The following is a 23,790-nucleotide window of genomic DNA, read 5'->3' as shown; positions in this document are numbered from 1 at the left end:
CCACAATCCCGGAGTTGTCCACCAAGATCCACCAGCTGGGACCGGACGCGTCAGAGTCGGTGCCGGAGGTGGTGCCGATATGAACGCACGGGGGGCACTCGGGCGGTACGGCGAGGATCTGGCGGCGCGGCTGCTGACCGACGCCGGCATGTCCGTACTGGAACGGAACTGGCGCTGTCGTGCCGGTGAGATCGACATCGTCGCGATGGACGGCGACGCACTCGTGGTCTGCGAGGTGAAGACCCGCAGGGCAGGTGCCTTCGAGCATCCGATGGCAGCCGTCACACCGGTCAAGGCTGAGCGGCTGCGACGGCTGGCCGGGATCTGGCTCCACCGGCATGGCGGTCCGCCGCCCGGTGGGGTCCGGATCGACCTGGTCGGCGTCGTGCTGCCCAGGCGCGGAGCACCCGTCGCCCAGCATGCGCGGGGGGTGGCCTGATGGGGTTCGCTCGGGCGTGTTCGGTGGCGCTCGTCGGCGTCGAGGGTGTGGTGGTGGAGGTCCAGGCGGACCTGGAGGCGGGGGTGGCCGCATTCACCCTGGTGGGGCTGCCGGACAAGAGCCTGGTGGAGAGCCGGGACCGGGTCAGGGCCGCTGTTGTGAACGCAGGGGCCGAGTGGCCGCAGAAGAAACTCACGGTGGGCCTGTCACCGGCCTCCGTACCCAAAGGCGGCTCCGGTTTCGATCTGGCGGTTGCCTGTGCGGTGCTGGGCGCGGCCGAGCGGATCGACCCGGCCTCCATCGCCGATGTGGTGATGATCGGTGAACTCGGGCTGGACGGCCGGGTGCGGCCGGTGCGCGGCGTGCTGCCTGCCGTGCTCGCCGCGGCAGAGGCCGGGTACCGCCAGGTCGTCGTGCCCGAGCAGACCGCGGGGGAGGCGGCGCTGGTGCCCGGGGTCTCGGTCCTCGGGGTACGGAGCCTGCGGCAGCTGATCGCGGTGCTCTGCGACGAGCCGGTGCCGGACGAGCGGCAGGCTCACGACGAGGGGCGCCCCGACACCATGCTGGCCGGGCTGATGGTGCCCGGCGCGGGTATCGGCACCGGGCTCGCCCGGGTGCCCGGGCAGGGTGAGGGCAACCCGCCGGATCTGGCGGATGTGGCGGGGCAGGAGCGGCCCCGCAAGGCGCTGGAGGTTGCCGCGGCGGGCGGTCACCACCTGCTGCTCTCCGGACCGCCGGGCGCCGGCAAGACCATGCTGGCCGAAAGGCTGCCGGCGATTCTGCCGACGCTGACCAGGAAGGAGTCCTTGGAAGTCACCGCGGTGCACTCGGTGGCAGGCATTCTGCCGCCGGGGGAACCACTGGTCACCCGTGCGCCGTACTGCGCACCGCACCACTCGGCGACCATGCAGTCGCTGGTGGGCGGGGGGAACGGGCTGCCGCGGCCCGGTGCGGTCTCTCTGGCCCACCGGGGGATTCTCTTTCTGGACGAGGCGCCGGAATTCTCCGTGCGGGCGCTGGATGCGCTGCGCCAGCCGCTGGAGTCGGGGCATGTGGTGGTGGCGCGCAGCGCCGGGGTGGTGCGGTTGCCCGCCAGATTCCTGATGGTGCTGGCCGCCAATCCCTGCCCGTGCGGCCGTCACACCCTCAGCGGTGCCGGTTGCGAGTGCGCGCCCTCGATGGTCCGGCGCTATCAGGCCAGACTCTCCGGGCCGTTGCTGGACCGGGTGGATCTGAGGGTGGTTGTCGACCCGGTCAGGCGCGAGGACCTGATGGGGCAGGGCGGCAGGGGTGAGTCGACGGCCACCGTCGCGGCCCGGGTCCGGGAGGCCAGGGCGCGGGCGGCGGACCGGTTGGCCGGCACCGTGTGGACCACCAACAGCGAGGTGCCCGGCCATGAGTTGCGGACCCGGCTGGTCGTGGCACCGGGCGCGCTGATGGAGGCCGAACGGGACATGGAACGGGGCGCGCTCACCGCACGGGGCCTGGACCGGGTGCTCAGGGTGGCGTGGACGGTCGCCGATCTGCGCGGTGCCGACCGCCCGGACGCCTCCGACATCGCGGTGGCGCTGGAACTGCGGACCGGGATCCCACGGGGCGCCTTGACGAAGGCCGGAGCGTCATGAATCCGTGGCCGGACCCTGGGCAGGAACCGGGGTGCCTTCCGGCGCGGGACCCGGCGCGGGGCACGGGGCCGGGGGTGGCGGTGAGTGATCGGGAACGGCTGGCGCGGGCTGCGCTGACCCGCATCCTGGAGCCGGGGGACGAGCGCGGCGGCCGCTGGCTGCGCGCGTGCGGTGCCGTCGAGCTGTTACGGCGGATCACCACCAGGGACGGGGCCGCGGAGCGGCTGAGCGGAATGACTCCGAAACGTCTGGAGGGATACCGGTTACGGGCCGAGCGCGCCGAGCCCGAGCGGGACCTGGCAGCGGTCGCCGCGCTCGGTGGGCGGTTCGTCTGCCCCGGCGACCGGGAATGGCCCAGCCAGCTCGACGACCTGGCAGACGCCAGGCCGACCGGCCTCTGGGTGCGGGGGCCGCGCGATCTGCGGCTCTGGGCACTGCGCTCGGTCGCCGTGGTCGGCAGCCGTGCCTGCACACCGTACGGATCCCATATGGCGGCGAGCCTCGGCGCGGGGCTCGCGGAGCTGGGGTGGGTGGTCGTGTCGGGAGCGGCGTTCGGGGTGGACGGGGCAGCCCATCGTGGCGCGCTCGCCGTTGACGGGGCGACGATGGCGGTCCTGGCCTGCGGGGTGGACGTCGCCTATCCCCGGGGGCATGCCGAGTTGATCGGACGCATGGCGGAACAGGGGCTCGTCATCGGCGAATTACCACCGTCCGATCATCCGACCAGCCGCAGATTCATTCTCCGGAACCGGGTCATCGCCGCGTTGACGCGCGGGACGGTCGTGGTCGAGGCCGAATACCGCAGCGGTTCGCTGGTCACCGCACGCAGTGCGCAGCGGCTCGGCCGCTTCACCATGGGCGTGCCGGGCCCCGCCACCAGCGGGTTGTCAGCGGGAGTCCATGAACTCCTCCGGGGGGAGGGAATCCTGGTGACGGATGCCTCGGAAGTCGCCGAACTGGTGGGGGACATCGGCGAACTCGCTCCGGCCAGACGCGGCCCCGTACACCCCAGGGACCTGCTGGACGCGGTCTCCGCCAGGGTTCTTGACGCGCTGCCGTCCCGCGGCGCCGTCGGCGGGCGCGATGTGGCCCGCGGTGCGGGAACCAGCATCGATGAAGCGCTCGGCAGACTGTACGAACTGCACTCACTGGGGTTCGTCGAACGTGATGGCGATGGATGGCGGTTGACGCCGAGACCGACATGCAATGGCGACGCGCGGCGAGGCGGTACTTGACCTGGAGCATTCGGGTGAAAAGGTGATGCCGATGACCTCGGCGGATCCTTCAGCGACGCCTCCGGGGCCGGCGCACGTGGCGACGGCCCCGGACCTCAGTCATGTTCGATCGGCCGGAATCGCACAGCGCCGATCCGCTGTCCTGCGCGGACCGCGACGCCTCAGTCACGCTACGCTCACATGAATTCCGACTCAGACATAAGTCCCCCAGCACTTCACGGCAGAACGGCTCAAGGCACCACATGCCCCAGCACACCTCCGGGTCTGACCGCGCGGCAGTACCACCGGCTGCGCGTGGCACTGTGCGCCCCCCCGCCCCCTCCTCGCTCGACGAGTTGTGGCGTTCATACAAGTCCACGGGCGACGAGCGGCTGCGGGAGCAGCTGATCCTGCACTACTCGCCGTTGGTGAAGTACGTCGCGGGCCGGGTGAGTGTGGGCCTGCCTTCCAATGTCGAGCAGGCGGACTTCGTCTCCTCAGGGGTGTTCGGACTGATCGACGCGATCGAGAAGTTCGACATCGAGCGCGCGATCAAATTCGAGACGTACGCCATCACCCGCATCCGTGGCGCGATGATCGACGAACTCCGTGCGCTGGACTGGATCCCACGCTCGGTGCGCCAGAAGGCGCGAGCCGTGGAACGCGCCTATGCCACGCTGGAGGCGCAGCTGCGACGCACGCCTTCCGAGCCGGAGGTCGCTGCGGAGATGGGCATCGCGCTGGAGGAACTGCACGCGGTTTTCAGCCAGTTGTCGCTGGCGAACGTGGTCGCGCTGGAGGAACTGCTGCATGTCGGCGGCGAGGGCGGTGACCGGCTGAGCCTGATGGACACGCTGGAGGACACCGCCGCCGACAATCCGGTGGAGGTCGCCGAGGACCGTGAGCTCAGACGGCTGCTCGCCCGGGCGATCAACACGCTTCCGGAGCGCGAGAAGACGGTCGTCACGCTCTACTACTACGAGGGCCTCACCCTCGCCGAGATCGGCAATGTGCTCGGGGTGACCGAGAGCCGTGTGAGCCAGATCCACACCAAGTCGGTGCTGCAACTGCGCGCGAAACTGGCCGACGCCGGACGCTGATGCCACCAGCGGCTGCCGACGGCCATGGCTGCTTCGGCCACTGATCGGGGCCACACCCGCCCTCCCGGACACCGGTCGCCGTAGAGTGGATGCGTGCCCAGGATTCGAGCGGCCTCGGTGGCCGAGCACCGGACCATGCAGCGCGGCGCCCTCCTGGACGCTGCCCGCTCCCTGCTGTCCGAGGGAGGTACGGAGGCATTGACCTTCCCCGCCCTCGCCGAACGCACGGGCCTCGCCCGGTCCTCCGTCTATGAGTACTTCCGCTCCCGTGCGGCCGTCGTCGAAGAGCTCTGCGCCGTCGACTTCCCCGTCTGGGCGGCCGAGGTCGAGAACGCGATGGAGCAGGCCACCACGCCCGTGGGAAAGATCGAGGCCTACGTGCGACGGCAGCTCGACCTCGTCGGAGACCGCCGCCACCGGGCGGTCGTCGCGATCTCGGCGAGCGAGCTGGACGCGGGCGCACGCGAGAAGATCCGGGCCGCGCACGGCGGGCTCATCGCCATGATCGTCGAGGCGCTCGGCGATCTCGGCCACGAGCAGCCGAGACTGGCGGCGATGCTGCTGCAGGGCTCGGTGGACGCCGCGGTGAGGCGTATCGAACTCGGCGTGGCGGAGGAGCCGGCCGTGATCGCGGACACCGCCGTCGCCATGGTCCTGCGAGGCGTACAGGGCGTACGGGACTGACGTCGGTGCCGCGCCGCGGCACCGACGAACAGAACGCCGGGGGCGGCGAGTCCGTCCCCGGACCCCTCGGCCGCGGGCCGGGGTTCCGGCACGCCGAACACCGGCAGCAGCCGGGACGGGCCCCGTCGCAGCAGCTCCGGCGGCAGCAGCGACAACGGATCCAGATATGCGTCAGCGCGCCGCAGTCCCCAGTGCAGACAGCCCGATGCGCAGTGGAAGGGCCCCGCCTCCACGACCGCCACTACTTGTCCTGCCGTCACCTTCTCGTCCTTCGCGACCAGCGCACGCACCGGCTCGTACGTGGTCCGCAGCGGCGGAGCGCCGGTCCCGGCCACCTCGATCGCCATCACCCCACGCCCCGCCACACGCCCTGCGAACGAGACCCGGCCCGAGGCCGCGGCGAGCACCGCCGTGCCCGGCTCTGCGTCGAGATCCACCCCGCGGTGGCCTCGTCCGTAGGTACTCGCCGGCGGCTCCCATCCCCGTGCGACCGCAGGCCGCCCGGTAAGCGGCCACAACCGGTCACCGTCCGGCCGGGGCGCCGCTGGGGACGCGGGTGCGGGTGCGGGAACAGGCGCGGGAACAGGCGCGGGCGCCGGCTCTTCGGCTGCCGCGACCGGCGTGCCGCACAGCGCTGGGAGAAGGACCAGCACCGCCACGAGCGCGGCGTCGCAGAATCGGAATCTGTGCCTGAAAAGGGAAACGGTCGGATCCGGTGTGCATCGCATGGCAGAACCGTCCCGCACCGCTCGGAATCGCGGGGATCATGAACCGGATCTGTGGACTACCGACCGGTTGTGGACAGCGCCGTCACCCGGCACCCGACCTGTCCCGTACACTTCCTATGGCGATCCGGGTCACCGGGTCGACTTCGCACGCCCCGCCACCTCCCTCTCTGCGGACGGTGGCCGCGCTCCTCGGTCCCTTGTGGCACGGCGCGTCGGGGCGTCAGGCGCGACAGCAATCCTGCGGTCGCGACAACCGAGCACCTCAAGGAGTACGGCCATGGCCGTCGTCACGATGCGGGAGCTGCTGGAAAGCGGCGTCCACTTCGGTCACCAGACCCGTCGCTGGAACCCGAAGATGAAGCGCTTCATCTTCACCGAGCGCAACGGCATCTACATCATCGACCTGCTCCAGTCGCTGTCGTACATCGACCGCGCCTACGAGTTCGTCAAGGAGACCGTCGCCCACGGCGGCTCCATCATGTTCGTCGGTACCAAGAAGCAGGCCCAGGAGGCCATCGCCGAGCAGGCGACGCGCGTCGGCATGCCGTACGTCAACCAGCGTTGGCTCGGTGGCATGCTCACCAACTTCTCCACCGTCTACAAGCGCCTTCAGCGTCTGAAGGAGCTCGAGCTCATCGACTTCGAGGACGTGGCCGCCTCCGGCCTCACCAAGAAGGAGCTCCTGGTTCTCTCCCGCGAGAAGGCCAAGCTGGAGAAGACCCTCGGTGGTATCCGCGAGATGCAGAAGGTGCCGAGCGCCGTCTGGATCGTCGACACCAAGAAGGAGCACATCGCCGTCGGTGAGGCGCGCAAGCTCCACATCCCGGTCGTCGCGATCCTCGACACCAACTGCGACCCCGACGAGGTCGACTACAAGATTCCGGGCAACGACGACGCGATCCGCTCCGTCACCCTGCTCACCCGCGTGATCGCCGACGCCGTCGCCGAGGGCCTCATCGCCCGTTCCGGTGCCGCCACCGGTGACTCGAAGCCGGGCGAGAAGGCCGCCGGCGAGCCGCTCGCCGAGTGGGAGCGCGACCTGCTCGAGGGCGACAAGAAGGCCGACGCCGAGGTGCAGACCTCTGCCGAGACCGAGAAGGTCGCGGACGCCGCCGAGACGCCGGCCGAGGCCGCTGCCGAGGCCCCCGCTGTCGAGGCTCCGGCCGCGGACGCCGAGCAGGCCTGACACCTCTGTCACGGCTGAATGACGGCGGGGGCCGGTGCCACGAGCACTGCCCCCGCCGTCCACCCGTAGATCTTTCAGACTTCGAGAGAGAAACACAGACTCATGGCGAACTACACCGCCGCTGACGTCAAGAAGCTCCGCGAGCTGACCGGCGCCGGCATGATGGACTGCAAGAAGGCGCTCGACGAGGCCGAGGGCAACGTCGACAAGGCCGTCGAGGCGCTCCGTATCAAGGGTCAGAAGGGCGTCGCCAAGCGCGAGGGCCGTTCTGCCGAGAACGGCGCCGTCGTCTCCCTCATCTCCGAGGACAAGACCTCCGGCGTTCTGCTCGAGCTGAAGTGCGAGACGGACTTCGTCGCCAAGGGCGAGAAGTTCCAGACCGTGGCCAACTCGCTCGCCGCCCACGTTGCCGCGACCTCCCCGGCCGACCTGGCCGCGCTGCTCGCCTCCGAGATCGAGGCCGGCAAGACCGTTCAGGCATACGTCGACGAGGCCAACGCCAACCTCGGCGAGAAGATCGTCCTGGACCGCTTCGCGCAGTTCACCGGCGGTTACGTGGCTGCGTACATGCACCGCACGATGCCCGACCTCCCGCCGCAGGTCGGTGTGCTGGTCGATCTCGACAAGGGGACCGCCTCGGACGAGGCAGTTGCAGCGGTCGCCAAGGACGTCGCGCAGCACATCGCCGCCTTCGCCCCGAAGTACCTCAACCGCGACGAGGTCCCGGCCGAGACGGTCGAGAACGAGCGTCGTGTCGCCGAGGCCACCTCTCGCGAGGAGGGCAAGCCCGAGGCCGCCCTTCCGAAGATCGTCGAGGGTCGCGTCAACGGCTTCTTCAAGGAAGTCGTCGTCCTGGAGCAGGCGTTCGCCAAGGACAACAAGAAGTCCGTCCAGAAGGTTCTGGACGAGGCCGGTGTCACCCTGAAGCGCTTCTCGCGCATCAAGGTCGGCATCTGAGTCCGTCCGCGAACAACGGTGGACCCCGATAGGGTCTGGTGCAGTCGTCGGCCGCACACATGCCGTACGACCGCAGATCTTGACGAGGAGGCCATTGCCGCTGAGGGACACCAGACCCACCGGCAATGGCCTTCTTCGTATGTGCACGAGGAGAATCTCCATGAACAAGGGCGCGGACGCCGCAACAGGTGACCACAAGCGCGACGACGGCAAGGTACCCGGGCGCTTCATGCTGAAGCTGTCCGGAGAGGCGTTCGCCGGCGGCGGGGGTCTCGGTGTCGACCCCGACGTCGTACACGCCATCGCCCGGGAAATCGCGGCAGTCGTCCGCGACGGCGCGCAAATCGCGGTCGTCATCGGCGGCGGCAACTTCTTCCGCGGTGCCGAGCTCCAGCAGCGCGGCATGGACCGGGCCCGCTCCGACTACATGGGCATGCTCGGCACGGTCATGAACTGCCTGGCGCTCCAGGACTTCCTGGAGAAGGAGGGCATCGACTCCCGCGTCCAGACCGCCATCACCATGGGGCAGGTCGCGGAGCCGTACATCCCGCTGCGCGCCGTGCGCCACCTGGAGAAGGGCCGTGTCGTCATCTTCGGCGCCGGCATGGGGATGCCGTACTTCTCCACCGACACCACTGCCGCCCAGCGCGCCCTGGAGATCGATGCCCAGGGTCTGCTGATGGGCAAGAACGGGGTGGACGGGGTCTACGACTCCGACCCGAAGACCAACCCCGACGCGGTGAAGTTCGACGCCCTTGAGTACAGCGAGGTGCTCGCCCGCGATCTCAAGATCGCCGACGCCACCGCCATCACGCTCTGCCGTGACAACCAGCTGCCGATCCTCGTCTTCGAGCTGACCGCCACGGGCAATATCGCCCGCGCGGTCAAGGGTGAGAAGATCGGCACGCTCGTGAGTGACCAGGGCACCCGGGCCTGAGAACCGGGGGACCTTCCGGGGAAGTCGAGGGAAGGTCCGGGGCCTGCGGGGAACACCCCGGGACAGGTCCCGAAGGATGGACAACGGCCTGCCGGTCGGACACCGTGCAGGTGAGGACGCGACGCAGGACCCGCCGGGCCCGAGCACGCCGGGCCCACTCAAGACACGCAGGAGCACGTGGTGATCGAAGAAACCCTCCTTGAGGCCGAGGAGAAGATGGAGAAGGCCGTCGTCGTCGCGAAAGAGGACTTCGCCGCGATCCGTACCGGCCGTGCGCACCCGGCGATGTTCAACAAGATCGTCGCCGACTACTACGGCGCGCTGACCCCGATCAACCAGCTCGCCTCGTTCTCGGTGCCCGAGCCGCGCATGGCCGTCGTGACGCCGTTCGACAAGAGCGCGCTGCGCAACATCGAGCAGGCCATCCGCGACTCGGACCTCGGCGTCAACCCGAGCAATGACGGCAATATCATCCGGGTGACCTTCCCGGACCTCACCGAGGAGCGTCGCCGCGACTACATCAAGGTCGCGAAGACGAAGGCCGAGGACTCCAAGATCTCCATCCGGGCCGTGCGCCGCAAGGCCAAGGAGACGCTCGACAAGCTGGTCAAGGACAAGGAGTCCGGCGAGGACGAGGTGCGTCGCGCCGAGAAGGAGCTCGACGACACCACCGCGAAGTACGTCGCACAGGTTGACGAGCTGCTCAAGCACAAGGAAGCCGAGCTGCTCGAAGTCTGATGAACGACTCTTCCTGGGGCGCCCCGCAGGGAGCCGGCCGCTGGGGTGCGCCCGAGACGCAGGCCGCCCCGGCGGGTCCTGCATACGATGTGCATGACGCCCAGCAGACTCGGCCCATGCCCATAGTGCCGGACGTTCCCGACGCAGGTAGAGACGCTGACGACCGTGATGACCGGGGCCAGGGGGCCGCACGCCTGAGCGGCGGCCCCCTGTTCCGTGACGAGAAGCCGCAGGAGCCCATGTCCACCGCGCCACCGCCCCCGCAGAAGAAACGTGCGGGCCGTGATCTGCGATCCGCGATAGGGGTCGGTGTGGGGCTCGGCGCCGTCATCGTCGCCTCGCTGTTCATCGTGAAAGCCGTCTTCGTCGGTGTGGTCGCCGTCGCCGTCGTCGTGGGGCTGTGGGAGCTCACCTCCCGGCTGGAGGAGCGCAAGGGCATCAAGGCGCCGCTCATCCCGCTGGCGGTCGGTGGCGCGGCGATGGTGGTGGCCGGATACGCACGGGGTGCCGAGGGCGCCTGGGTGGCGATGGCGCTGACCGCACTCGCGGTGCTCGTCTGGCGGATGACCGAGCCTCCCGAGGGCTACCTCAAGGACGTCACGGCCGGCGTGTTCGCCGCGTTCTACGTACCGTTCCTGGCCACCTTCGTCGCCATGCTCCTTACCGCGGACGACGGCCCTCAGCGGGTGCTCACCTTCCTCCTGCTGACCGTGGTCAGCGACACGGGTGCGTACGCCGTCGGCTGGCGCTTCGGCAAGCACAAGCTCGCACCGCGCATCAGCCCCGGAAAGACCCGCGAGGGCCTGTTCGGGGCCGTCGCCTTCGCGATGGTCGCCGGTGCGCTGTGCATGCAGTTCCTGATCGACGGCGGTTCCTGGTGGCAGGGACTGCTGCTGGGACTCGCGGTCGCGGCCAGTGCCACTCTCGGTGACCTGGGCGAGTCGATGATCAAGCGGGACCTCGGGATCAAGGACATGGGCACGCTGCTGCCGGGCCACGGCGGCATCATGGACCGGCTGGACTCGCTGCTGCCGACCGCCCCGGTGGTCTGGCTGCTGCTGGTGCTGTTCGTGGGTTCCGGCTGATACCTGAGCTCTACCGTTCTGACCTGGGCTTTTGCGAGTGAGGGTCCGTTGTCCACAGGGCGGCGGGCCCTCACTGTTCTGTCTGCGACACTGGATGAACCATGCCTAAGCCCGGAGAACTCACTTTCGTCGCGCCCCGCGGAGCCAAGAAGCCGCCGCGGCACCTCGCCGACCTCACGCCCGCCGAGCGCAAGGAAGCCGTCGCCGCGATCGGCGAGAAGCCGTTCCGCGCCCAGCAGCTCTCACAGCACTACTTCGCGCGGTACGCGCACGACCCGGCCGAGTGGACCAACATCCCGGCCGGTTCGCGGGACAAGCTCGCCGAGGCGATGTTCCCCGACCTGATGTCGGTGGTCCGCCACATCAGCTGTGACGACGACACCACCCGTAAGACGCTGTGGAAGCTGCACGACGGGACACTTGTCGAGTCCGTCCTGATGCGTTACCCGGAGCGGGTGACGATGTGCATCTCGTCGCAGGCGGGATGCGGGATGAACTGCCCGTTCTGCGCCACGGGACAGGCCGGTCTCGACCGCAATCTGTCGACCGCGGAGATCGTCCACCAGATCGTGGACGGCATGCGCGCGCTGCGCGACGGGGAGGTCCCCGGCGGTCCGGCGCGGCTCTCCAACATCGTCTTCATGGGCATGGGCGAGCCGCTGGCCAACTACAACCGGGTGGTCGGCGCGATCCGCCGGCTGACCGACCCGGAACCGGATGGGCTGGGGCTCTCGCAGCGCGGGATCACCGTCTCCACCGTGGGCCTGGTGCCCGCGATGCTCCGCTTCGCCGACGAGGGCTTCAAGTGCCGCCTCGCCGTCTCCCTGCACGCACCGGACGACGAGCTGCGCGACACGCTCGTCCCCGTGAACACGCGCTGGAAGGTGGGCGAGGTGCTGGACGCCGCGTGGGAGTACGCGGAGAAGTCCGGCCGCCGCATCTCCATCGAGTACGCGCTGATCCGGGACATCAACGACCAGGCGTGGCGCGGTGACCGGCTCGGCCGGCTCCTCAAGGGCAAGCGTGTGCACGTCAATCTGATCCCGCTGAACCCGACGCCCGGCTCCAAGTGGACCGCCTCGCGGCCCGAGGACGAGAAGGCGTTCGTCGAGGCGATCGCGGCACACGGAGTGCCGGTGACCGTGCGGGACACCCGCGGTCAGGAGATCGACGGGGCCTGCGGGCAGTTGGCGGCAGCCGAGCGCTGAGGCCGGAACGGCCCGTGTAGCCTGGGCCTGAAATCAACTTCATATTCCGACAGGGGAGCGCCACAGCGCTGAGAGTGCGGCACCGAGAACAGGTCGGCCGCAGACCCTCTGAACCTCGCCCGGGTCATTCCGGGTAGGAAGTTCGGTCATCAACTCATGCTGTTGCGCCCTGCCCGCTTCTCCAGGGGTGGGGCCGCGTCTCTTCCTGGCCAAAACCCAGGAGGAATCCACAATGAGCACCACACGCAGAACCAAGCAGCTTGCGGCGACGGCTGTCGTCGCCGCGCTCGGTGTCACGGCACTTGCCGGATGCGGGAGTTCCGGCGAGTCGGACTCCGGTTCCGGCTCCACGAAGAGCTCCGGCTCGAAGACCGTGACTCTCGTCAGCCATGACTCCTTCAACGCCTCCAAGGATGTGCTCAAGGAGTTCACGGAAGAGACCGGCTACACCGTCAAGGTGCTGAAGAGCGGTGACGCGGGTGTTGCGCTCAACCAGGAGATCCTGACCAAGGGCTCCCCGCGCGGCGATGTGTTCTTCGGCGTCGACAACACCCTGCTCTCCCGCGCTCTCGACAGCGGTCTCTTCATGCCGTACGAGGCGAAGGGCCTCGACCAGGTGGCGGCCGGCATCCAACTGGACGCCGAGCACCGGGTCACCCCGGTCGACACCGGCGACATCTGCATCAACTACGACAAGAAGTACTTCGCCGACAAGAAGCTTGCGCCGCCTCGGTCCTTCGACGACCTGGCGAAGCCCGAGTACAAGAACCTCCTCGTCACGGAGAACGCCGGGACCTCCTCGCCCGGCCTCGGCTTCCTCCTCGGCACCATCGCCACCTACGGCGAGAAGGGCTACCAGGACTACTGGAAGAAGCTGAAGAGCAACGGCGTCAAGGTCGTCGACGGCTGGGAGCAGGCGTACAACGAGGAGTTCTCCGGCTCCGCGGGCGGCAAGAAGGCCAAGGCCGACCGGCCGCTCGTCGTCTCGTACGCCTCCAGCCCGCCCGTCGAGGTGCTGTACGCGAAGCCGCAGCCGGCCGAGGCCCCGACCGGGGTCGCCACCGGGACCTGCTTCCGTCAGATCGAGTTCGCGGGTCTGCTGGACGGCGCGAAGAACGAGGCGGGCGGCAAGGCCCTGCTGGACTTCCTGATCAGCAAGAAGTTCCAGGAGGACATGCCACTCAACATGTTCGTCAACCCGGTCACCAAGAGTGCGGAACTGCCGGAACTCTTCACGAAGTTCGGCGCGACGGTGGACAGGCCGACGACCGTCGCCCCCGACGAGATTTCCAAGAACCGTGAGCAGTGGGTTCAGTCGTGGTCCTCGCTCGTAGTGAAGTAGCGAAGACTCCCGTACGCGGAACGGACGCGGGCGGGAGGAGCGAGCACGGGAAGAGCGAGCACGGGAAGAGCGGGCACGGGGAGGGGCCGCGCGGGAAGAGGCCGCGCGCCCGCTCCGCGCGCGCGAACCCGGCGCGCGCAAAGGCCTGGCGCGCGAGCGTGGTGCGGCTCGGCCTGATGGCCGTGCCCGTCGCGTTCTTCGCGCTGTTCTTCGCCTACCCGGTCGCCGCGATCGTCGGCCGCGGGCTGAAGGCGGACGGTGTCTGGCAGTTCGGCCGGATCGGCGAGGTGCTGACCCGGCCGGACATTCGCGACGTCCTCTGGTTCACCACCTGGCAGGCGCTCGCCTCGACCGCGCTGACCCTGCTGATCGCGCTGCCCGGCGCCTATGTCTTCGCCCGCTTCGACTTCCCCGGCAAACAACTGCTGCGGGCGGTCGTCACCGTGCCGTTCGTCCTGCCGACCGTCGTCGTCGGGACCGCCTTCCTGGCGCTGCTGGGACGCGGCGGGTTCCTCGACGAACTCTGGGGCATACGGCTCGACACCACCGTCTGGGCGATTCTGCTCGCCCATGTCTTCTTCAACTACGCGGTGGTCGTGCGGACCGTGGGCGGGCTGTGGTCACAACTCGACCCACGGCAGGAGGAGGCCGCCCGGGTGCTGGGCGCCGGGCGGTTCGCCGCCTGGCGGCGGGTCACCCTGCCGGCCCTCGCGCCCGCCGTGGCCGCCGCCGCGCTGATGGTCTTCCTCTTCACCTTCACCTCCTTCGGGGTCGTACAGATCCTCGGCGGCCCGGGGTACTCCACGCTGGAGGTGGAGATCTACCGGCAGACCGCCCAGCTGTTGGCCCTGCCGACGGCCGCCGTGCTGACGCTGGTGCAGTTCGCCGCGGTCGGCGCGATCCTCGCCGTCCACGCGTGGACCGTACGGCGCAGGGAGACCGCGCTGAAGCTGGTCGACCCGGCACAGACCGCCCGCAGGCCGCGCGGCGCCGGGCAGTGGGTGCTGCTCTGCGGGGTGCTGCTGACCGTGCTCGTGCTGATACTGCTGCCGCTCGGGGTGCTGGTCGAGCGCTCGCTGGACACTCCCGGCGGCCATGGCTTCGACTTCTACCGCGCCCTGCGGTCCGCCGACGCCGGCGGCGGTACGTTCCTGGTCGCCCCGCTCGAAGCGATCTGGAACTCAGTGCAGTACGCACTGGTCGCGACCGTCATCGCGCTGGTCATCGGCGGGCTCGCCGCCGCGGCGCTGACCCGGCGCGCGGGGCGGCTCGTCCGCGGCTTCGACGCCTTGCTGATGCTGCCGCTCGGGGTGTCCGCCGTCACCGTCGGGTTCGGCTTTCTGATCACCCTGGACAAGCCGCCGCTGGATCTGCGGACTTCATGGATTCTCGTGCCGCTCGCCCAGGCGCTGGTCGGTGTGCCCTTCGTCGTACGGACCATGCTGCCGGTCCTGCGGGCGGTGGACGGCCGGCTGAGGGAGGCGGCCGCGGTGCTCGGGGCTTCACCCCTGCGGGCCTGGCGGGAGGTCGATCTGCCGCTGGTGCGGCGGGCGTTGCTGGTCGCGGCCGGGTTCGCGTTCGCCGTGTCGCTCGGTGAGTTCGGCGCGACGGTGTTCATCGCACGGCCCGACCGCCCGACACTGCCGGTGGCCGTGGCCCGGCTGCTGGGGCGGGCCGGGGAGCTCAACTACGGCCAGGCGATGGCCCTCAGCACCATTCTGATGGTGGTCTGCGCCCTCTCGCTGCTGCTGCTCGAACGTATCCGCACGGACCGATCCGGGGAGTTCTAGAAATGCTGACACTGGAATCGGCCACGGTTCGCTTCGGTGAGCGGGCGGCACTCGACAGGGTGGATCTGGAGGTCGCCGAGCACGAGGTCGTGTGCGTGCTGGGGCCGAGCGGCAGCGGCAAGTCGACCCTGCTGCGGGTGGTCGCCGGACTGCACCCGCCGGACGGCGGCCGGGTGCTGCTGGACGGTGCGGACCAGGCCGGGGTGCCGGTGCACCGGCGCGGACTCGGCCTGATGTTCCAGGACCACCAGCTCTTCCCGCACCGGGATGTCGGCGCCAATGTCGCCTTCGGGCTGCGGATGCACGGGGTGTCGCGGCGCGATCAGGAGCGCAAAGTCCGTGAACTCCTCGACCTGGTGGGCCTGCCCGGCTCCGAACGGCGGGCCGTGGCCGCGCTGTCCGGCGGTGAGCAGCAGCGCGTCGCCCTCGCGCGGGCGCTCGCGCCGAGCCCGAAGCTGCTGATGCTGGACGAGCCGCTCGGCCAGCTCGACCGCGGCCTGCGTGAACGGCTCGTCGTCGAACTGCGCACGCTCTTCGGACGGTTGGGTACGACGGTGCTCGCCGTCACCCACGACCAGGGCGAGGCGTTCGCCCTCGCCGACCGGGTGGTGGTGATGCGCGGCGGGCGGATCGCCCAGGTGGGCACGCCGCTGGAGGTCTGGCAGCAGCCCGCCTCCGCCTTCGTCGCCCGGTTCCTCGGCTTCGACAACGTGGTGGAGGCGACGGTGGCCGGCACGGCCGCCGACACGGTGTGGGGCACGGTGCCGGTGCCCAAGGGGTCGCCGCAGGGGGCGTGCGATCTGCTGGTGCGTCCGGCCGGGGTCCGGATCGGCTCCCCGGACGGGGGGCTGCGCTGCACGGTCGGGACGCGAACGTTCCGGGGCAACCATGTCGCCGTACAGCTGACGCCGGTGGTCGGTCCGGTCCTGGAGGCGGAGTGTGCGCTGCGGGACGCCCCGGAGGAGGGCGCGACGGTCGGGGTCGGCTTCGACGCGGCGGAGACCGTCGTCCTGCCCGCCGTCTTGTGACCGGCCTCGCGCGTCCGGCAAAGGACACGGCCGGGTTCACTTGACCGGCCGAGCCGTATCCGACGATCCCGCCCGCCGTCTCCCGGCCTCCGGAACTGCTGGAGCGGCCCGGACCGATCACACGCGGCGGGCCTGCGCAGTGGTGTCCGTGCAAGCTGTAGGAGGACATGCGGCAGATCCGGAACGACTCCGGGAAGGACGGGAACAATGACCGAGTCAGCACGCGAGGGCATCGACATCACCCGCATCCTCGACGCCTCGCGGGAACTGGTCTTCGAGGCCTGGACGACGCCCGAGCACTTCGCCGCCTGGTACGGCGGGGATGCCGAGGTGCCGCTCGACAGGGTGTCGATGGATGTCAGGCCGGGCGGTGCCTGGAGCCTGGTCATCGTGGTGCCGGGCACCGAGATGCCCTTCCATGGGGTCTACCGCGAGGTCCTTGCACCCGAGCGGCTGGTGTTCACGCTGAAGGACGCCACCGCACCCGCCGACATCGAGGGCGAGACCGTCACCGTCACCTTCACCGACCGCGGTGACAAGACCACCGAAATGGTCTTCAAGCAGCGCGGCGGCAACCTCACGGCAGAGCAGTACGCAGCCGCCGAGGACGGCTGGGAGGCCTTCTTCGACGCGCTCGTGGCCCGTCTCGCGTCCCTCTGAATCGGCCCAGGCCTACCGCTTCGCCGACAACCGGGCGAGTGCCTCGGCGGCCTCGTCCACCGTGCCGACGAGCGCGATACGGGACTCCATCGGCCGACTGTCGGCCAGTGCGCGCAGCGGCGGCCACGCGGGCAGTTCCCTCGTCCAGTGCGCGCGGCCGACCAGTACCATCGGGGTCGGCCTGCCGCGGGAGCCGTAGTAGTTCGGCGTCGCGTTGTCGAAGATCTCCTGTACGGTGCCGGCCGCGCCCGGCAGGAAGATCACGCCCGCCGAGGAGCGGGCGAGCAGCCCGTCCTCGCGCAGTGCGTTGGCGAAGTACTTGGCGATGTGATCCGCGAACGGGTTCGGCGGCTCATGTCCGTAGAACCAGGTGGGGATCGAGACCGAGCCACCGCCACCCGGCCAGCGCTCCCGTACGGCGAAGGCGGCCAGCGCCCAGTCGGTGACCGACGGGGTGAACGAGGGGGCGGCGGCCAGGAGTTCGCAGGCCTTGTCCAGCATCGGATCGGGGTGCGGCGCCGCGTACGCCCCGAGGTTCGCGGCCTCCATCGCGCCCGGCCCGCCACCGGTGGCCACCGTCAGGCCGCTCCGGGCCAGCGTCCGGCCCAGCCGGGCCGCGGCCGCGTACTCCGCGCTGCCGCGGGCCGTCGTATGTCCGCCCATCACCCCGACGACCAAAGCGCCGGCGAGGTGTTCGTCCAGCGCGTCGGAGACCGCGTCGTCGTGGAGCGCACGCAGCATCGACGCGAAGGTGTCGCCGCTCGCCCGGGTCTCCTGGAGCCAGCGGTACGCGCGGGCATCGGGCGTCGCCGCATACCCGCCGTCCGTCAGCCCTTCGTAGAGCGCGTCGGGGGAGTAGAGCAGGCCGCGGTACGGATCGAAGGGCAGTCCGGGCACCGGCGGGAAGACGAACGCACCGTCGGCCCGTACCTTCGCCGCCGTTCCGGGCGTCATCAGACAGCCGAGGAAGACGGCACCGGCCGTATCGGCGGCCAGCAGGGCGGCGCCCCGGTCCGTCAGGTCGACGGACTGGACCCGGTGTCCGGCCAGCCTCCCGGAGGCGACCGCCGCGTCGAATTCGGCGAGCGACTCGATCTCCGGGCCGGGTACGGGTTTGCTGTCGTCCGGGTTGTCCACGTTGTCATGCTACGTAGCGGCCGAGGTGCGCGGGCGTGGCCGGGACGCGGCGTCCTCAGGCCGTCAGCGGCAGCGCCGCCAGCTCGGCGACCAGCCAGGTCAACGGGGCGAAGACGACCAGCAGCGCGGCGGCGCGAAGGGCCGTCGCGGCCCACAGCACCGAGGCCGGGGCACCCAGCCGCGACAGCGCCTGCGCCGTCCGGGTGCGGGCCTGCTTCGCCTCCAACGCCGAGGTCAGCAGCGTCGCCGACGTGCAGCCGAGGACGAGCGCCGCGCCCAGTGCCGTGAGCGGGCCGAAGGGGCGTGGCCCCGTCCCGTACAGCGCGTAGGCGGCGATCAGCGAGGAGAGCACCGCACAGACCACACCGAGCGGCCCGCCGATCCGGCGCGCCTCGCCCATCAGCATCCGGCCGGCCAGCAGCCGTACGGCGCCGGGGCGCACCACCTGCAGCAGCCGCCCGCAGAGATGTGCCAGGCCGGGGCCTGCCACGGCCAGGCCGATCGCCGTCAGCGTCCACCCCGCCAGCACTCCGGCCGGGGTGGCGTCGAACCTGCCGGGGAGCGGGAACAGGCTGCGCCCGTCGCCGCGGCTCAGGTAGGCCTCTACGGCGAGACCGGCCGCGATCAGTGCCACACCCCACGGCAGCCCGGTCGGGGGCGCCGCCGGAGTGGGCGGCCGGTCCTCCGGCGCGTCGTCCGAGGAGATGCTGTCCGGGACCGCTGCCTGGACCGGCCGGGTGCGCAGCACCAGCCCGCTCGCCGTCGCCGCGGCCACCGGGACCAGGGCCAGCAGCATGAGCACGGCCGCGAGCGGCAGCGGGGCGTCCGCGTCGAGCAGTCCCGCCGCCGCACCGTCGAACGGCAGCCCGGACAGATCGCCGCGCAGATGCAGGAAGAACAGCAGCGCCACCATCGACCCGAGGGTGCAGGAGACGGCTGTGGAGACTGCGGCGAGCGCGGTGAGCCTGACCGGCCCGAGGCCCACGGCGGACAGCCCGGAGCGTGGCCGGGTGCTCGGGTCCGTACGGGCCACCGCGACCGCGAGCTGCACGGTGGCGGCGAACGGTACGAAGCACCACAGCAGCCGCAGCACGGCCGCGGCGGAGTGCGCCGGGTGCCCCGATGCGTAGCCCAGGGCGCACAGCAGCAGGAAGCCGACCCCGGCGGAGGCGGCCGCGACCAGCAGCCGCCGCATCAGGACCAGCGGATGGGAACCCCGGGCTAGACGGAGAGCGAGCACGCGGCCCTGCCCTCCGCATCGGATACGCCGGGCAGGGCGACGGTGGCGACGGGGCGGCCGTCCAGCAGCGGGACCGTACGGTCGGCGAGGGCGGCGACCTCCGCGTCATGGGTGGCGAGCACGACCGTGATGCCGTGCGAGCGGGCCGCGCTGGTGAGGGTGCGCAGCACATGCGTCCGGTCGGTGCGGTGCAGGGTCGCGGTCGGCTCGTCGGCGAAGATCACCGAGGGGGAGGCGGCCAGCGCGCGGGCCACGGCGATCCGCTGGCGCTGCCCCTGGAGCAGCGTGTGCGGTCGCTTCTTGGCGCACGCACCGATGTCCAGCCGCTCCAGCCACTCCAGGCCGGTCTTCTTCGCCTCCCGGCGCGGGGCGCCGCGAAGCAGCAGCGGAAGTGCCACGTTCTCCCAGGTGTTCAGCTCCGGTACGAGCTGGGGCTCGGGGGCGATCCAGCCGAACTTGTCGCGGCGCAGCCGTTCGCGCAAGCGGGGGCCCATGGTATGGACGGGGACGCTGTTGAACCACACCTCGCCCTGCTGGGGCACCAGTTGACCGGAGAGGCAGTGCAGCAGGGTCGTCTTGCCGCTGCCCCTGGGGCCGGTCACGGCGAGGATCTCGCCGTCGTGGACACCCATGGAGACGCCACCGAGCGCGGGTGAGCCGTTGTGGGAGTGGTGCAGGGAACGCGCCCAGATCACGTCGTTGTCCGGCGGGGCCACCATGGCGTACACCTCGGTTCAGATCGTATGTCCCGTCCCCCTTACGGGGGAACGAAGAGGGGGCCGATCGGTCACTCGGCACCGTAAGGATTCGAACCGCGGTGTGGGCACAGCACACGGCCCGGGTGCGCTCCATCCCACTCGAATGGGCGCATCCGGGCCGTGTGGACCGTATGAAATGACCGCTGGAAGCCGGTCAAGCGGTGGTCAGCCGGTGGTCAAGCCACAGGGCCGTCCGGCGGATCACGGCCGGACAGATCCTGGCCCGTCGGGCGGACAGGGGCGATCGGCTGCCCGGTCCGTGGCCGGTCAGCCGATCGGACCGCCGGTCAGAGCTTGGTCCACGCCTCGGTGAGGACGGTCCGCAGAATGCCCTCGATCTCGTCGAACGTCGACTGGTCGGAGACCAGCGGCGGCGCGAGCTGGACGACCGGGTCGCCGCGGTCGTCGGCCCGGCAGTACAGGCCGTTGTCGTACAGCGCCTTGGAGAGGAAGCCGTACAGGACGCGCTCGGTCTCCTCGTCGGTGAAGGTCTCCTTGGTGGCCTTGTCCTTCACCAGCTCGATGCCGTAGAAGAAGCCGTTGCCGCGGACGTCGCCGACGATCGGCAGGTCGAGCAGCTTCTGCAGCGTCGTGTAGAAGGCGTTCTCGTTGTCCAGCACGTGCTGGTTGAGGCCCTCGCGCTCGAAGATGTCGAGGTTCGCGAGGCCGACCGCCGCGGAGACCGGGTGGCCACCGAAGGTGTAGCCGTGCAGGAAGGTGTTGTCACCCTCGTAGAACGGCGCGGCGATGCGGTCCGAGACGATGCAGGCACCGATCGGGGAGTAGCCCGAGGTCATGCCCTTGGCGCAGGTGATCATGTCCGGCACGTAGCCGAACTTGTCGCAGGCGAACATCGTGCCGAGACGGCCGAAGGCGCAGATGACCTCGTCCGAGACGAGCAGCACGTCGTGCTTGTCGCAGATCTCGCGCACGCGCTGGAAGTATCCGGGCGGCGGCGGGAAGCAGCCGCCCGCGTTCTGTACCGGCTCCAGGAAGACCGCGGCGACGGTGTCCGGGCCCTCGAAGAGGATCTCCTGCTCGATCTGGTCGGCGGCCCAGCGGCCGAAGGCCTCCGGGTCGTCGCCGTGGATCGGGGCGCGGTAGATGTTCGTGTTCGGCACCTTGTGCGCGCCGGGGACCAGCGGCTCGAAGGGGGCCTTCAGGGCCGGCAGGCCGGTGATCGACAGGGCGCCCTGCGGGGTGCCGTGGTAGGCGACCGCACGCGAGATGACCTTGTACTTGGTCGGCTTGCCCTGGAGCTTGAAGTACTGCTTGGCCAGCTTCCAGGCGGTCTCCACGGCCTCGCCGCCACCGGTGGTGAAGAAGACCTTGTTGAGGTCGCCCGGCGCGTAGTCGGCGAGGCGCTCGGCGAGCTCGACGGCCTTCGGGTGGGCGTAGGACCAGACCGGGAAGAAGCCCAGCTCCTGGCCCTGCTTGTACGCCGCCTCGGCGAGCTCGTGACGGCCGTGACCGGCGTTGACCACGAACAGGCCGGACAGGCCGTCGAGGTAGCGCTTGCCCTGGTCGTCGTAGATGTAGGTGCCCTCGCCACGCACGATGGTGGGAACGGGCGCGTTCTCGTAGTCCGACATGCGGGTGAAATGCATCCACAGGTGGTCGTACGCGGTTCGGCTGAGGTCCTTGCTCACGGCTATCGGGTTCCCCACATATAGGTCTGCTTCTTGAGCTTCAGGTACACAAAGCTCTCGGTGGAGCGCACACCGGGGATGGCCCGGATGCGTTTGTTGATCGTTTCCAGCAGGTGGTCGTCGTCCTCGCAGACGATCTCCACCATCAGGTCGAACGAGCCCGCGGTCATCACCACGTACTCGCACTCGGCCATGGCCGACAGCGCCTCGGCGACGGGATCGAGGTCGCCGTCGACATTGATGCCGACCATCGCCTGTCGTCGGAATCCCACGGTGAGCGGGTCCGTGACGGCGACGATCTGCATCACGCCCTGGTCGAGCAGCTTCTGGACGCGCTGCCGCACGGCCGCCTCGGAGAGGCCGACGGCCTTGCCGATCGCGGCGTACGGACGACGCCCGTCCTCCTGGAGCTGCTCGATGATTGCGAGGGATACGGCATCGACCGCTGGGGACGATCCGTTCCCGGTCCTGGAGTCTGCGCTGCGACTGGCCACGCATCCACTGTGCACCGGGACTCGTCTGTCTGGCAACCCCGAATCGATGAAATTCGTTGTCTGGGGGTCCAGATCTCACTGAATCCGAAGTTCACGGCGGTTGGGCATGTCGAAAGCGATACCTGAGCGACTAGGCTGGTCATCTCATCCATTGGACGTGTCGACAGGAGGGGTGGTTGTGACCACCGAGGTGCGCCGTCTGCGCAACTACATCAACGGAGAGTTCCGGGACGCCGCTGACGGGCGGACCATCGACGTGGTCAACCCGGCGACGGAAGAGGTCTACGCGACCTCGCCGCTCTCCGGCCAGGCCGATGTCGATGCCGCGATGGACGCCGCCGCGGCCGCTTTCCCCGCCTGGCGCGACGCCACGCCCGCCGAGCGCCAGAAGGCCCTGCTGAAGATCGCGGACGCCTTCGAGGAGCGCGCCGAGGACCTCATCGCCGCCGAGTCGGAGAACACGGGCAAGCCGATCGAGCTCACCCGCACCGAAGAGATCCCGCCGATGGTGGACCAGATCCGCTTCTTCGCGGGTGCCGCGCGGATGCTCGAAGGCCGCTCGGCCGGCGAGTACATGGAGGGCCTCACCTCGATCATCCGCCGCGAGCCGGTCGGCGTCTGCGCGCAGGTCGCGCCGTGGAACTACCCGATGATGATGGCCGTCTGGAAGTTCGCCCCGGCGCTCGCCGCGGGCAACACCGTCGTCATCAAGCCGTCCGACACCACCCCGGCGTCGACCGTGCTGATCGCCGAGATCATCGGCCAGATCCTCCCCAAGGGCGTCTTCAACGTCATCTGCGGGGACCGCGACACCGGCCGCGCGATGGTCGAGCACCCGACCCCGGCGATGGCCTCCATCACCGGTTCGGTACGGGCCGGCATGCAGGTCGCCGAGTCCGCCGCCAAGGACGTCAAGCGAGTGCACCTGGAGCTCGGCGGCAAGGCCCCGGTCGTCGTGTTCGAGGACACCGACATCGCCAAGGCCGTCGAGGGCATCTCCGTCGCGGGCTTCTTCAACGCGGGCCAGGACTGTACGGCCGCGACCCGCGTCCTGGTCCACGAGTCGATCCACGACGAGTTCGTCACCGCCCTCGCCAAGGCCGCCGCCGACACCAAGACGGGGCAGCCGGACGACGAGGACGTGCTGTACGGCCCGCTCAACAACGCCAACCAGCTGAAGCAGGTCAGCGGCTTCATCGAGCGGCTCCCCGCCCACGCCAAGGTCGAGGCGGGTGGCCACCGGGTCGGCGAGAAGGGCTACTTCTACGCCCCGACCGTCGTCTCCGGCCTCCAGCAGGACGACGAGATCATCCAGAACGAGGTCTTCGGCCCGGTCATCACCGTCCAGAAGTTCACGGACGAGACCCAGGCCGTCGAGTACGCCAACGGTGTCGAGTACGCCCTGGCCTCCTCGGTGTGGACCAAGGACCACTCCCGCGCCATGCGGATGTCCAAGAACCTCGACTTCGGCTGTGTGTGGATCAACACCCACATTCCGCTCGTCGCCGAGATGCCGCACGGCGGGTTCAAGAAGTCCGGCTACGGCAAGGACCTCTCCGCGTACGGTTTCGAGGACTACACCCGCATCAAGCACGTCATGACCTCGCTCGACGGCTGAGCGTTCGTCAGTTGCGGTGAGCGGCCCCGGGCATGAGTCCGGGGCCGTTTCCGTTCGGCACCGGCACCGGCACCGGCACCGGCACCGGCACCGGCACCGGCACCGGCATTGGCGCCGGAACCGGCGACGGCATCGACAGGGTGTGCGGACGGAGCGTGTGCTGCTGGACGGTT

Annotated in this window: 21 protein-coding genes, 1 pseudogene and 1 riboswitch; of the genes and pseudogenes, 16 read left to right on the top strand and 6 right to left on the bottom strand. The window is 69.9% G+C overall.

Going from position 1 to position 23,790, the window contains the following annotated elements; all coding sequences use genetic code 11:
* The first annotated feature begins 79 nt into the window (after nucleotides 1–79).
* The 5 genes from ACIPEK_RS03040 to ACIPEK_RS03020 all read left to right on the top strand — a co-directional run bounded on the left by ACIPEK_RS03040 (nucleotide 80) and on the right by ACIPEK_RS03020 (nucleotide 5,062).
* Entirely contained in the window at nucleotides 80–439 is a 360-nt protein-coding gene (locus ACIPEK_RS03040) for a YraN family protein (RefSeq protein ID WP_093899088.1), read from the top strand.
* Nucleotides 439–2,064: a YifB family Mg chelatase-like AAA ATPase gene (locus ACIPEK_RS03035; RefSeq protein WP_401989918.1), complete on the top strand. Its 1,626-nt coding sequence runs from the start codon at nucleotides 439–441 to the stop codon at nucleotides 2,062–2,064. Before ACIPEK_RS03040 ends, ACIPEK_RS03035 begins: the two co-directional genes overlap by 1 nt.
* Nucleotides 2,061–3,299, top strand: coding sequence for a DNA-processing protein DprA (gene dprA, locus ACIPEK_RS03030; protein WP_401989916.1), 1,239 nt, complete (start codon nucleotides 2,061–2,063; stop codon nucleotides 3,297–3,299). The genes ACIPEK_RS03035 and dprA overlap by 4 nt, the downstream gene beginning before the upstream one ends.
* A gap of 242 nt (nucleotides 3,300–3,541) precedes the next feature.
* Entirely contained in the window at nucleotides 3,542–4,378 is an 837-nt protein-coding gene (gene whiG / locus ACIPEK_RS03025; RefSeq protein ID WP_093899085.1) for an RNA polymerase sigma factor WhiG, read from the top strand.
* 117 nt (nucleotides 4,379–4,495) lie between these two features.
* Complete coding sequence (locus tag ACIPEK_RS03020) at nucleotides 4,496–5,062, top strand: TetR/AcrR family transcriptional regulator (protein WP_383076467.1); 567 nt, start codon at nucleotides 4,496–4,498, stop codon at nucleotides 5,060–5,062.
* A gap of 215 nt (nucleotides 5,063–5,277) precedes the next feature.
* Here ACIPEK_RS03020 and ACIPEK_RS03015 read toward each other — a convergent pair.
* A pseudogene (locus tag ACIPEK_RS03015) lies at nucleotides 5,278–5,790 on the bottom strand (peptidoglycan DD-metalloendopeptidase family protein); the annotation flags it as partial.
* A gap of 277 nt (nucleotides 5,791–6,067) precedes the next feature.
* On the opposite strand from ACIPEK_RS03015, the gene rpsB reads away from it, so the two are divergent.
* The 10 genes from rpsB (at nucleotide 6,068) to ACIPEK_RS02965 (ending at nucleotide 16,721) form a co-directional block, all read left to right on the top strand.
* Nucleotides 6,068–6,976: a 30S ribosomal protein S2 gene (gene rpsB, locus ACIPEK_RS03010; RefSeq protein WP_401989914.1), complete on the top strand. Its 909-nt coding sequence runs from the start codon at nucleotides 6,068–6,070 to the stop codon at nucleotides 6,974–6,976.
* Between the two features lie 102 nt (nucleotides 6,977–7,078).
* A complete protein-coding gene (gene tsf / locus ACIPEK_RS03005; protein ID WP_401989912.1) occupies nucleotides 7,079–7,933 on the top strand; it encodes a translation elongation factor Ts in 855 nt (284 codons plus the stop codon).
* Between the two features lie 160 nt (nucleotides 7,934–8,093).
* Entirely contained in the window at nucleotides 8,094–8,870 is a 777-nt protein-coding gene (gene pyrH, locus ACIPEK_RS03000; RefSeq protein WP_266357511.1) for a UMP kinase, read from the top strand.
* Nucleotides 8,871–9,050: 180 nt separating this feature from the next.
* Nucleotides 9,051–9,608 carry a ribosome recycling factor gene (frr, locus tag ACIPEK_RS02995; RefSeq protein ID WP_093899080.1) on the top strand — a complete coding sequence of 186 codons (558 nt, stop codon included), beginning with the start codon at nucleotides 9,051–9,053 and terminating at the stop codon, nucleotides 9,606–9,608.
* A complete protein-coding gene (locus tag ACIPEK_RS02990) occupies nucleotides 9,608–10,693 on the top strand; it encodes a phosphatidate cytidylyltransferase (protein WP_401989909.1) in 1,086 nt (361 codons plus the stop codon). The genes frr and ACIPEK_RS02990 overlap by 1 nt, the downstream gene beginning before the upstream one ends.
* A 101-nt stretch (nucleotides 10,694–10,794) precedes the next feature.
* Nucleotides 10,795–11,901, top strand: coding sequence for a 23S rRNA (adenine(2503)-C(2))-methyltransferase RlmN (gene rlmN, locus ACIPEK_RS02985; protein ID WP_093899078.1), 1,107 nt, complete (start codon nucleotides 10,795–10,797; stop codon nucleotides 11,899–11,901).
* 41 nt (nucleotides 11,902–11,942) lie between these two features.
* Nucleotides 11,943–12,059, top strand: a riboswitch (TPP riboswitch).
* A gap of 74 nt (nucleotides 12,060–12,133) precedes the next feature.
* The gene (locus ACIPEK_RS02980; protein ID WP_401989908.1) at nucleotides 12,134–13,243 is read left to right on the top strand and encodes a thiamine ABC transporter substrate binding subunit; all 1,110 of its coding nucleotides are present in this window, start codon (nucleotides 12,134–12,136) and stop codon (nucleotides 13,241–13,243) included.
* Between the two features lie 176 nt (nucleotides 13,244–13,419).
* On the top strand, nucleotides 13,420–15,033 hold the full coding sequence (locus ACIPEK_RS02975) for an ABC transporter permease (RefSeq protein ID WP_401990763.1): 1,614 nt from the start codon (nucleotides 13,420–13,422) through the stop codon (nucleotides 15,031–15,033).
* Nucleotides 15,034–15,035: 2 nt separating this feature from the next.
* Nucleotides 15,036–16,061 carry an ABC transporter ATP-binding protein gene (locus ACIPEK_RS02970; protein ID WP_401989906.1) on the top strand — a complete coding sequence of 342 codons (1,026 nt, stop codon included), beginning with the start codon at nucleotides 15,036–15,038 and terminating at the stop codon, nucleotides 16,059–16,061.
* Nucleotides 16,062–16,268: 207 nt separating this feature from the next.
* Entirely contained in the window at nucleotides 16,269–16,721 is a 453-nt protein-coding gene (locus ACIPEK_RS02965; RefSeq protein ID WP_401989904.1) for an SRPBCC domain-containing protein, read from the top strand.
* A 12-nt stretch (nucleotides 16,722–16,733) separates the two neighbouring features.
* Here the strand turns inward: ACIPEK_RS02965 and ACIPEK_RS02960 are convergent, their stop codons facing one another.
* The 5 genes from ACIPEK_RS02960 to ACIPEK_RS02940 all read right to left on the bottom strand — a co-directional run bounded on the left by ACIPEK_RS02960 (nucleotide 16,734) and on the right by ACIPEK_RS02940 (nucleotide 21,999).
* Entirely contained in the window at nucleotides 16,734–17,858 is a 1,125-nt protein-coding gene (locus ACIPEK_RS02960; RefSeq protein WP_401989902.1) for an LOG family protein, read from the bottom strand.
* Nucleotides 17,859–17,913: 55 nt separating this feature from the next.
* The gene (locus ACIPEK_RS02955; RefSeq protein WP_401989900.1) at nucleotides 17,914–19,098 is read right to left on the bottom strand and encodes a hypothetical protein; all 1,185 of its coding nucleotides are present in this window, start codon (nucleotides 19,096–19,098) and stop codon (nucleotides 17,914–17,916) included.
* Entirely contained in the window at nucleotides 19,080–19,817 is a 738-nt protein-coding gene (locus tag ACIPEK_RS02950) for an ABC transporter ATP-binding protein (RefSeq protein WP_401989898.1), read from the bottom strand. The genes ACIPEK_RS02955 and ACIPEK_RS02950 overlap by 19 nt, the downstream gene beginning before the upstream one ends.
* 326 nt (nucleotides 19,818–20,143) lie before the next feature.
* Nucleotides 20,144–21,523 (bottom strand): aspartate aminotransferase family protein, encoded by a 1,380-nt coding sequence (locus ACIPEK_RS02945; protein WP_401989896.1) that lies wholly within the window; start codon nucleotides 21,521–21,523, stop codon nucleotides 20,144–20,146.
* Nucleotides 21,508–21,999: an Lrp/AsnC family transcriptional regulator gene (locus ACIPEK_RS02940; protein ID WP_176740396.1), complete on the bottom strand. Its 492-nt coding sequence runs from the start codon at nucleotides 21,997–21,999 to the stop codon at nucleotides 21,508–21,510. Before ACIPEK_RS02940 ends, ACIPEK_RS02945 begins: the two co-directional genes overlap by 16 nt.
* Nucleotides 22,000–22,177: 178 nt before the next feature.
* Between ACIPEK_RS02940 and ACIPEK_RS02935 the strand changes: the two genes are divergently transcribed.
* Nucleotides 22,178–23,617, top strand: a complete 1,440-nt coding sequence (locus ACIPEK_RS02935) for a gamma-aminobutyraldehyde dehydrogenase (RefSeq protein WP_383077318.1) — start codon at nucleotides 22,178–22,180, stop codon at nucleotides 23,615–23,617.
* Nucleotides 23,618–23,790 lie beyond the last annotated feature (173 nt).

The organism is Streptomyces sp. NPDC088246 (assembly GCF_044741025.1).
Classification (GTDB): domain Bacteria; phylum Actinomycetota; class Actinomycetes; order Streptomycetales; family Streptomycetaceae; genus Streptomyces.
This window is presented reverse-complemented; position numbering and strand designations above follow the sequence as displayed.

Bases quoted from the DNA above. Each gene is read 5' to 3' on its own strand.
- ACIPEK_RS03040 (WP_093899088.1), top strand. From the start codon at position 80: ATGAACGCACGGGGGGCACTCGGGCGGTACGGCGAGGATCTGGCGGCG.
- ACIPEK_RS03035 (WP_401989918.1), top strand. From the start codon at position 439: ATGGGGTTCGCTCGGGCGTGTTCGGTGGCGCTCGTCGGCGTCGAGGGT.
- dprA (WP_401989916.1), top strand. From the start codon at position 2,061: ATGAATCCGTGGCCGGACCCTGGGCAGGAACCGGGGTGCCTTCCGGCG.
- whiG (WP_093899085.1), top strand. From the start codon at position 3,542: ATGCCCCAGCACACCTCCGGGTCTGACCGCGCGGCAGTACCACCGGCT.
- rpsB (WP_401989914.1), top strand. From the start codon at position 6,068: ATGGCCGTCGTCACGATGCGGGAGCTGCTGGAAAGCGGCGTCCACTTC.
- tsf (WP_401989912.1), top strand. From the start codon at position 7,079: ATGGCGAACTACACCGCCGCTGACGTCAAGAAGCTCCGCGAGCTGACC.
- pyrH (WP_266357511.1), top strand. From the start codon at position 8,094: ATGAACAAGGGCGCGGACGCCGCAACAGGTGACCACAAGCGCGACGAC.
- ACIPEK_RS02990 (WP_401989909.1), top strand. From the start codon at position 9,608: ATGAACGACTCTTCCTGGGGCGCCCCGCAGGGAGCCGGCCGCTGGGGT.
- rlmN (WP_093899078.1), top strand. From the start codon at position 10,795: ATGCCTAAGCCCGGAGAACTCACTTTCGTCGCGCCCCGCGGAGCCAAG.
- ACIPEK_RS02980 (WP_401989908.1), top strand. From the start codon at position 12,134: ATGAGCACCACACGCAGAACCAAGCAGCTTGCGGCGACGGCTGTCGTC.
- ACIPEK_RS02975 (WP_401990763.1), top strand. From the start codon at position 13,420: ATGGCCGTGCCCGTCGCGTTCTTCGCGCTGTTCTTCGCCTACCCGGTC.
- ACIPEK_RS02970 (WP_401989906.1), top strand. From the start codon at position 15,036: ATGCTGACACTGGAATCGGCCACGGTTCGCTTCGGTGAGCGGGCGGCA.
- ACIPEK_RS02965 (WP_401989904.1), top strand. From the start codon at position 16,269: ATGACCGAGTCAGCACGCGAGGGCATCGACATCACCCGCATCCTCGAC.
- ACIPEK_RS02950 (WP_401989898.1), bottom strand. From the start codon at position 19,817: ATGGTGGCCCCGCCGGACAACGACGTGATCTGGGCGCGTTCCCTGCAC.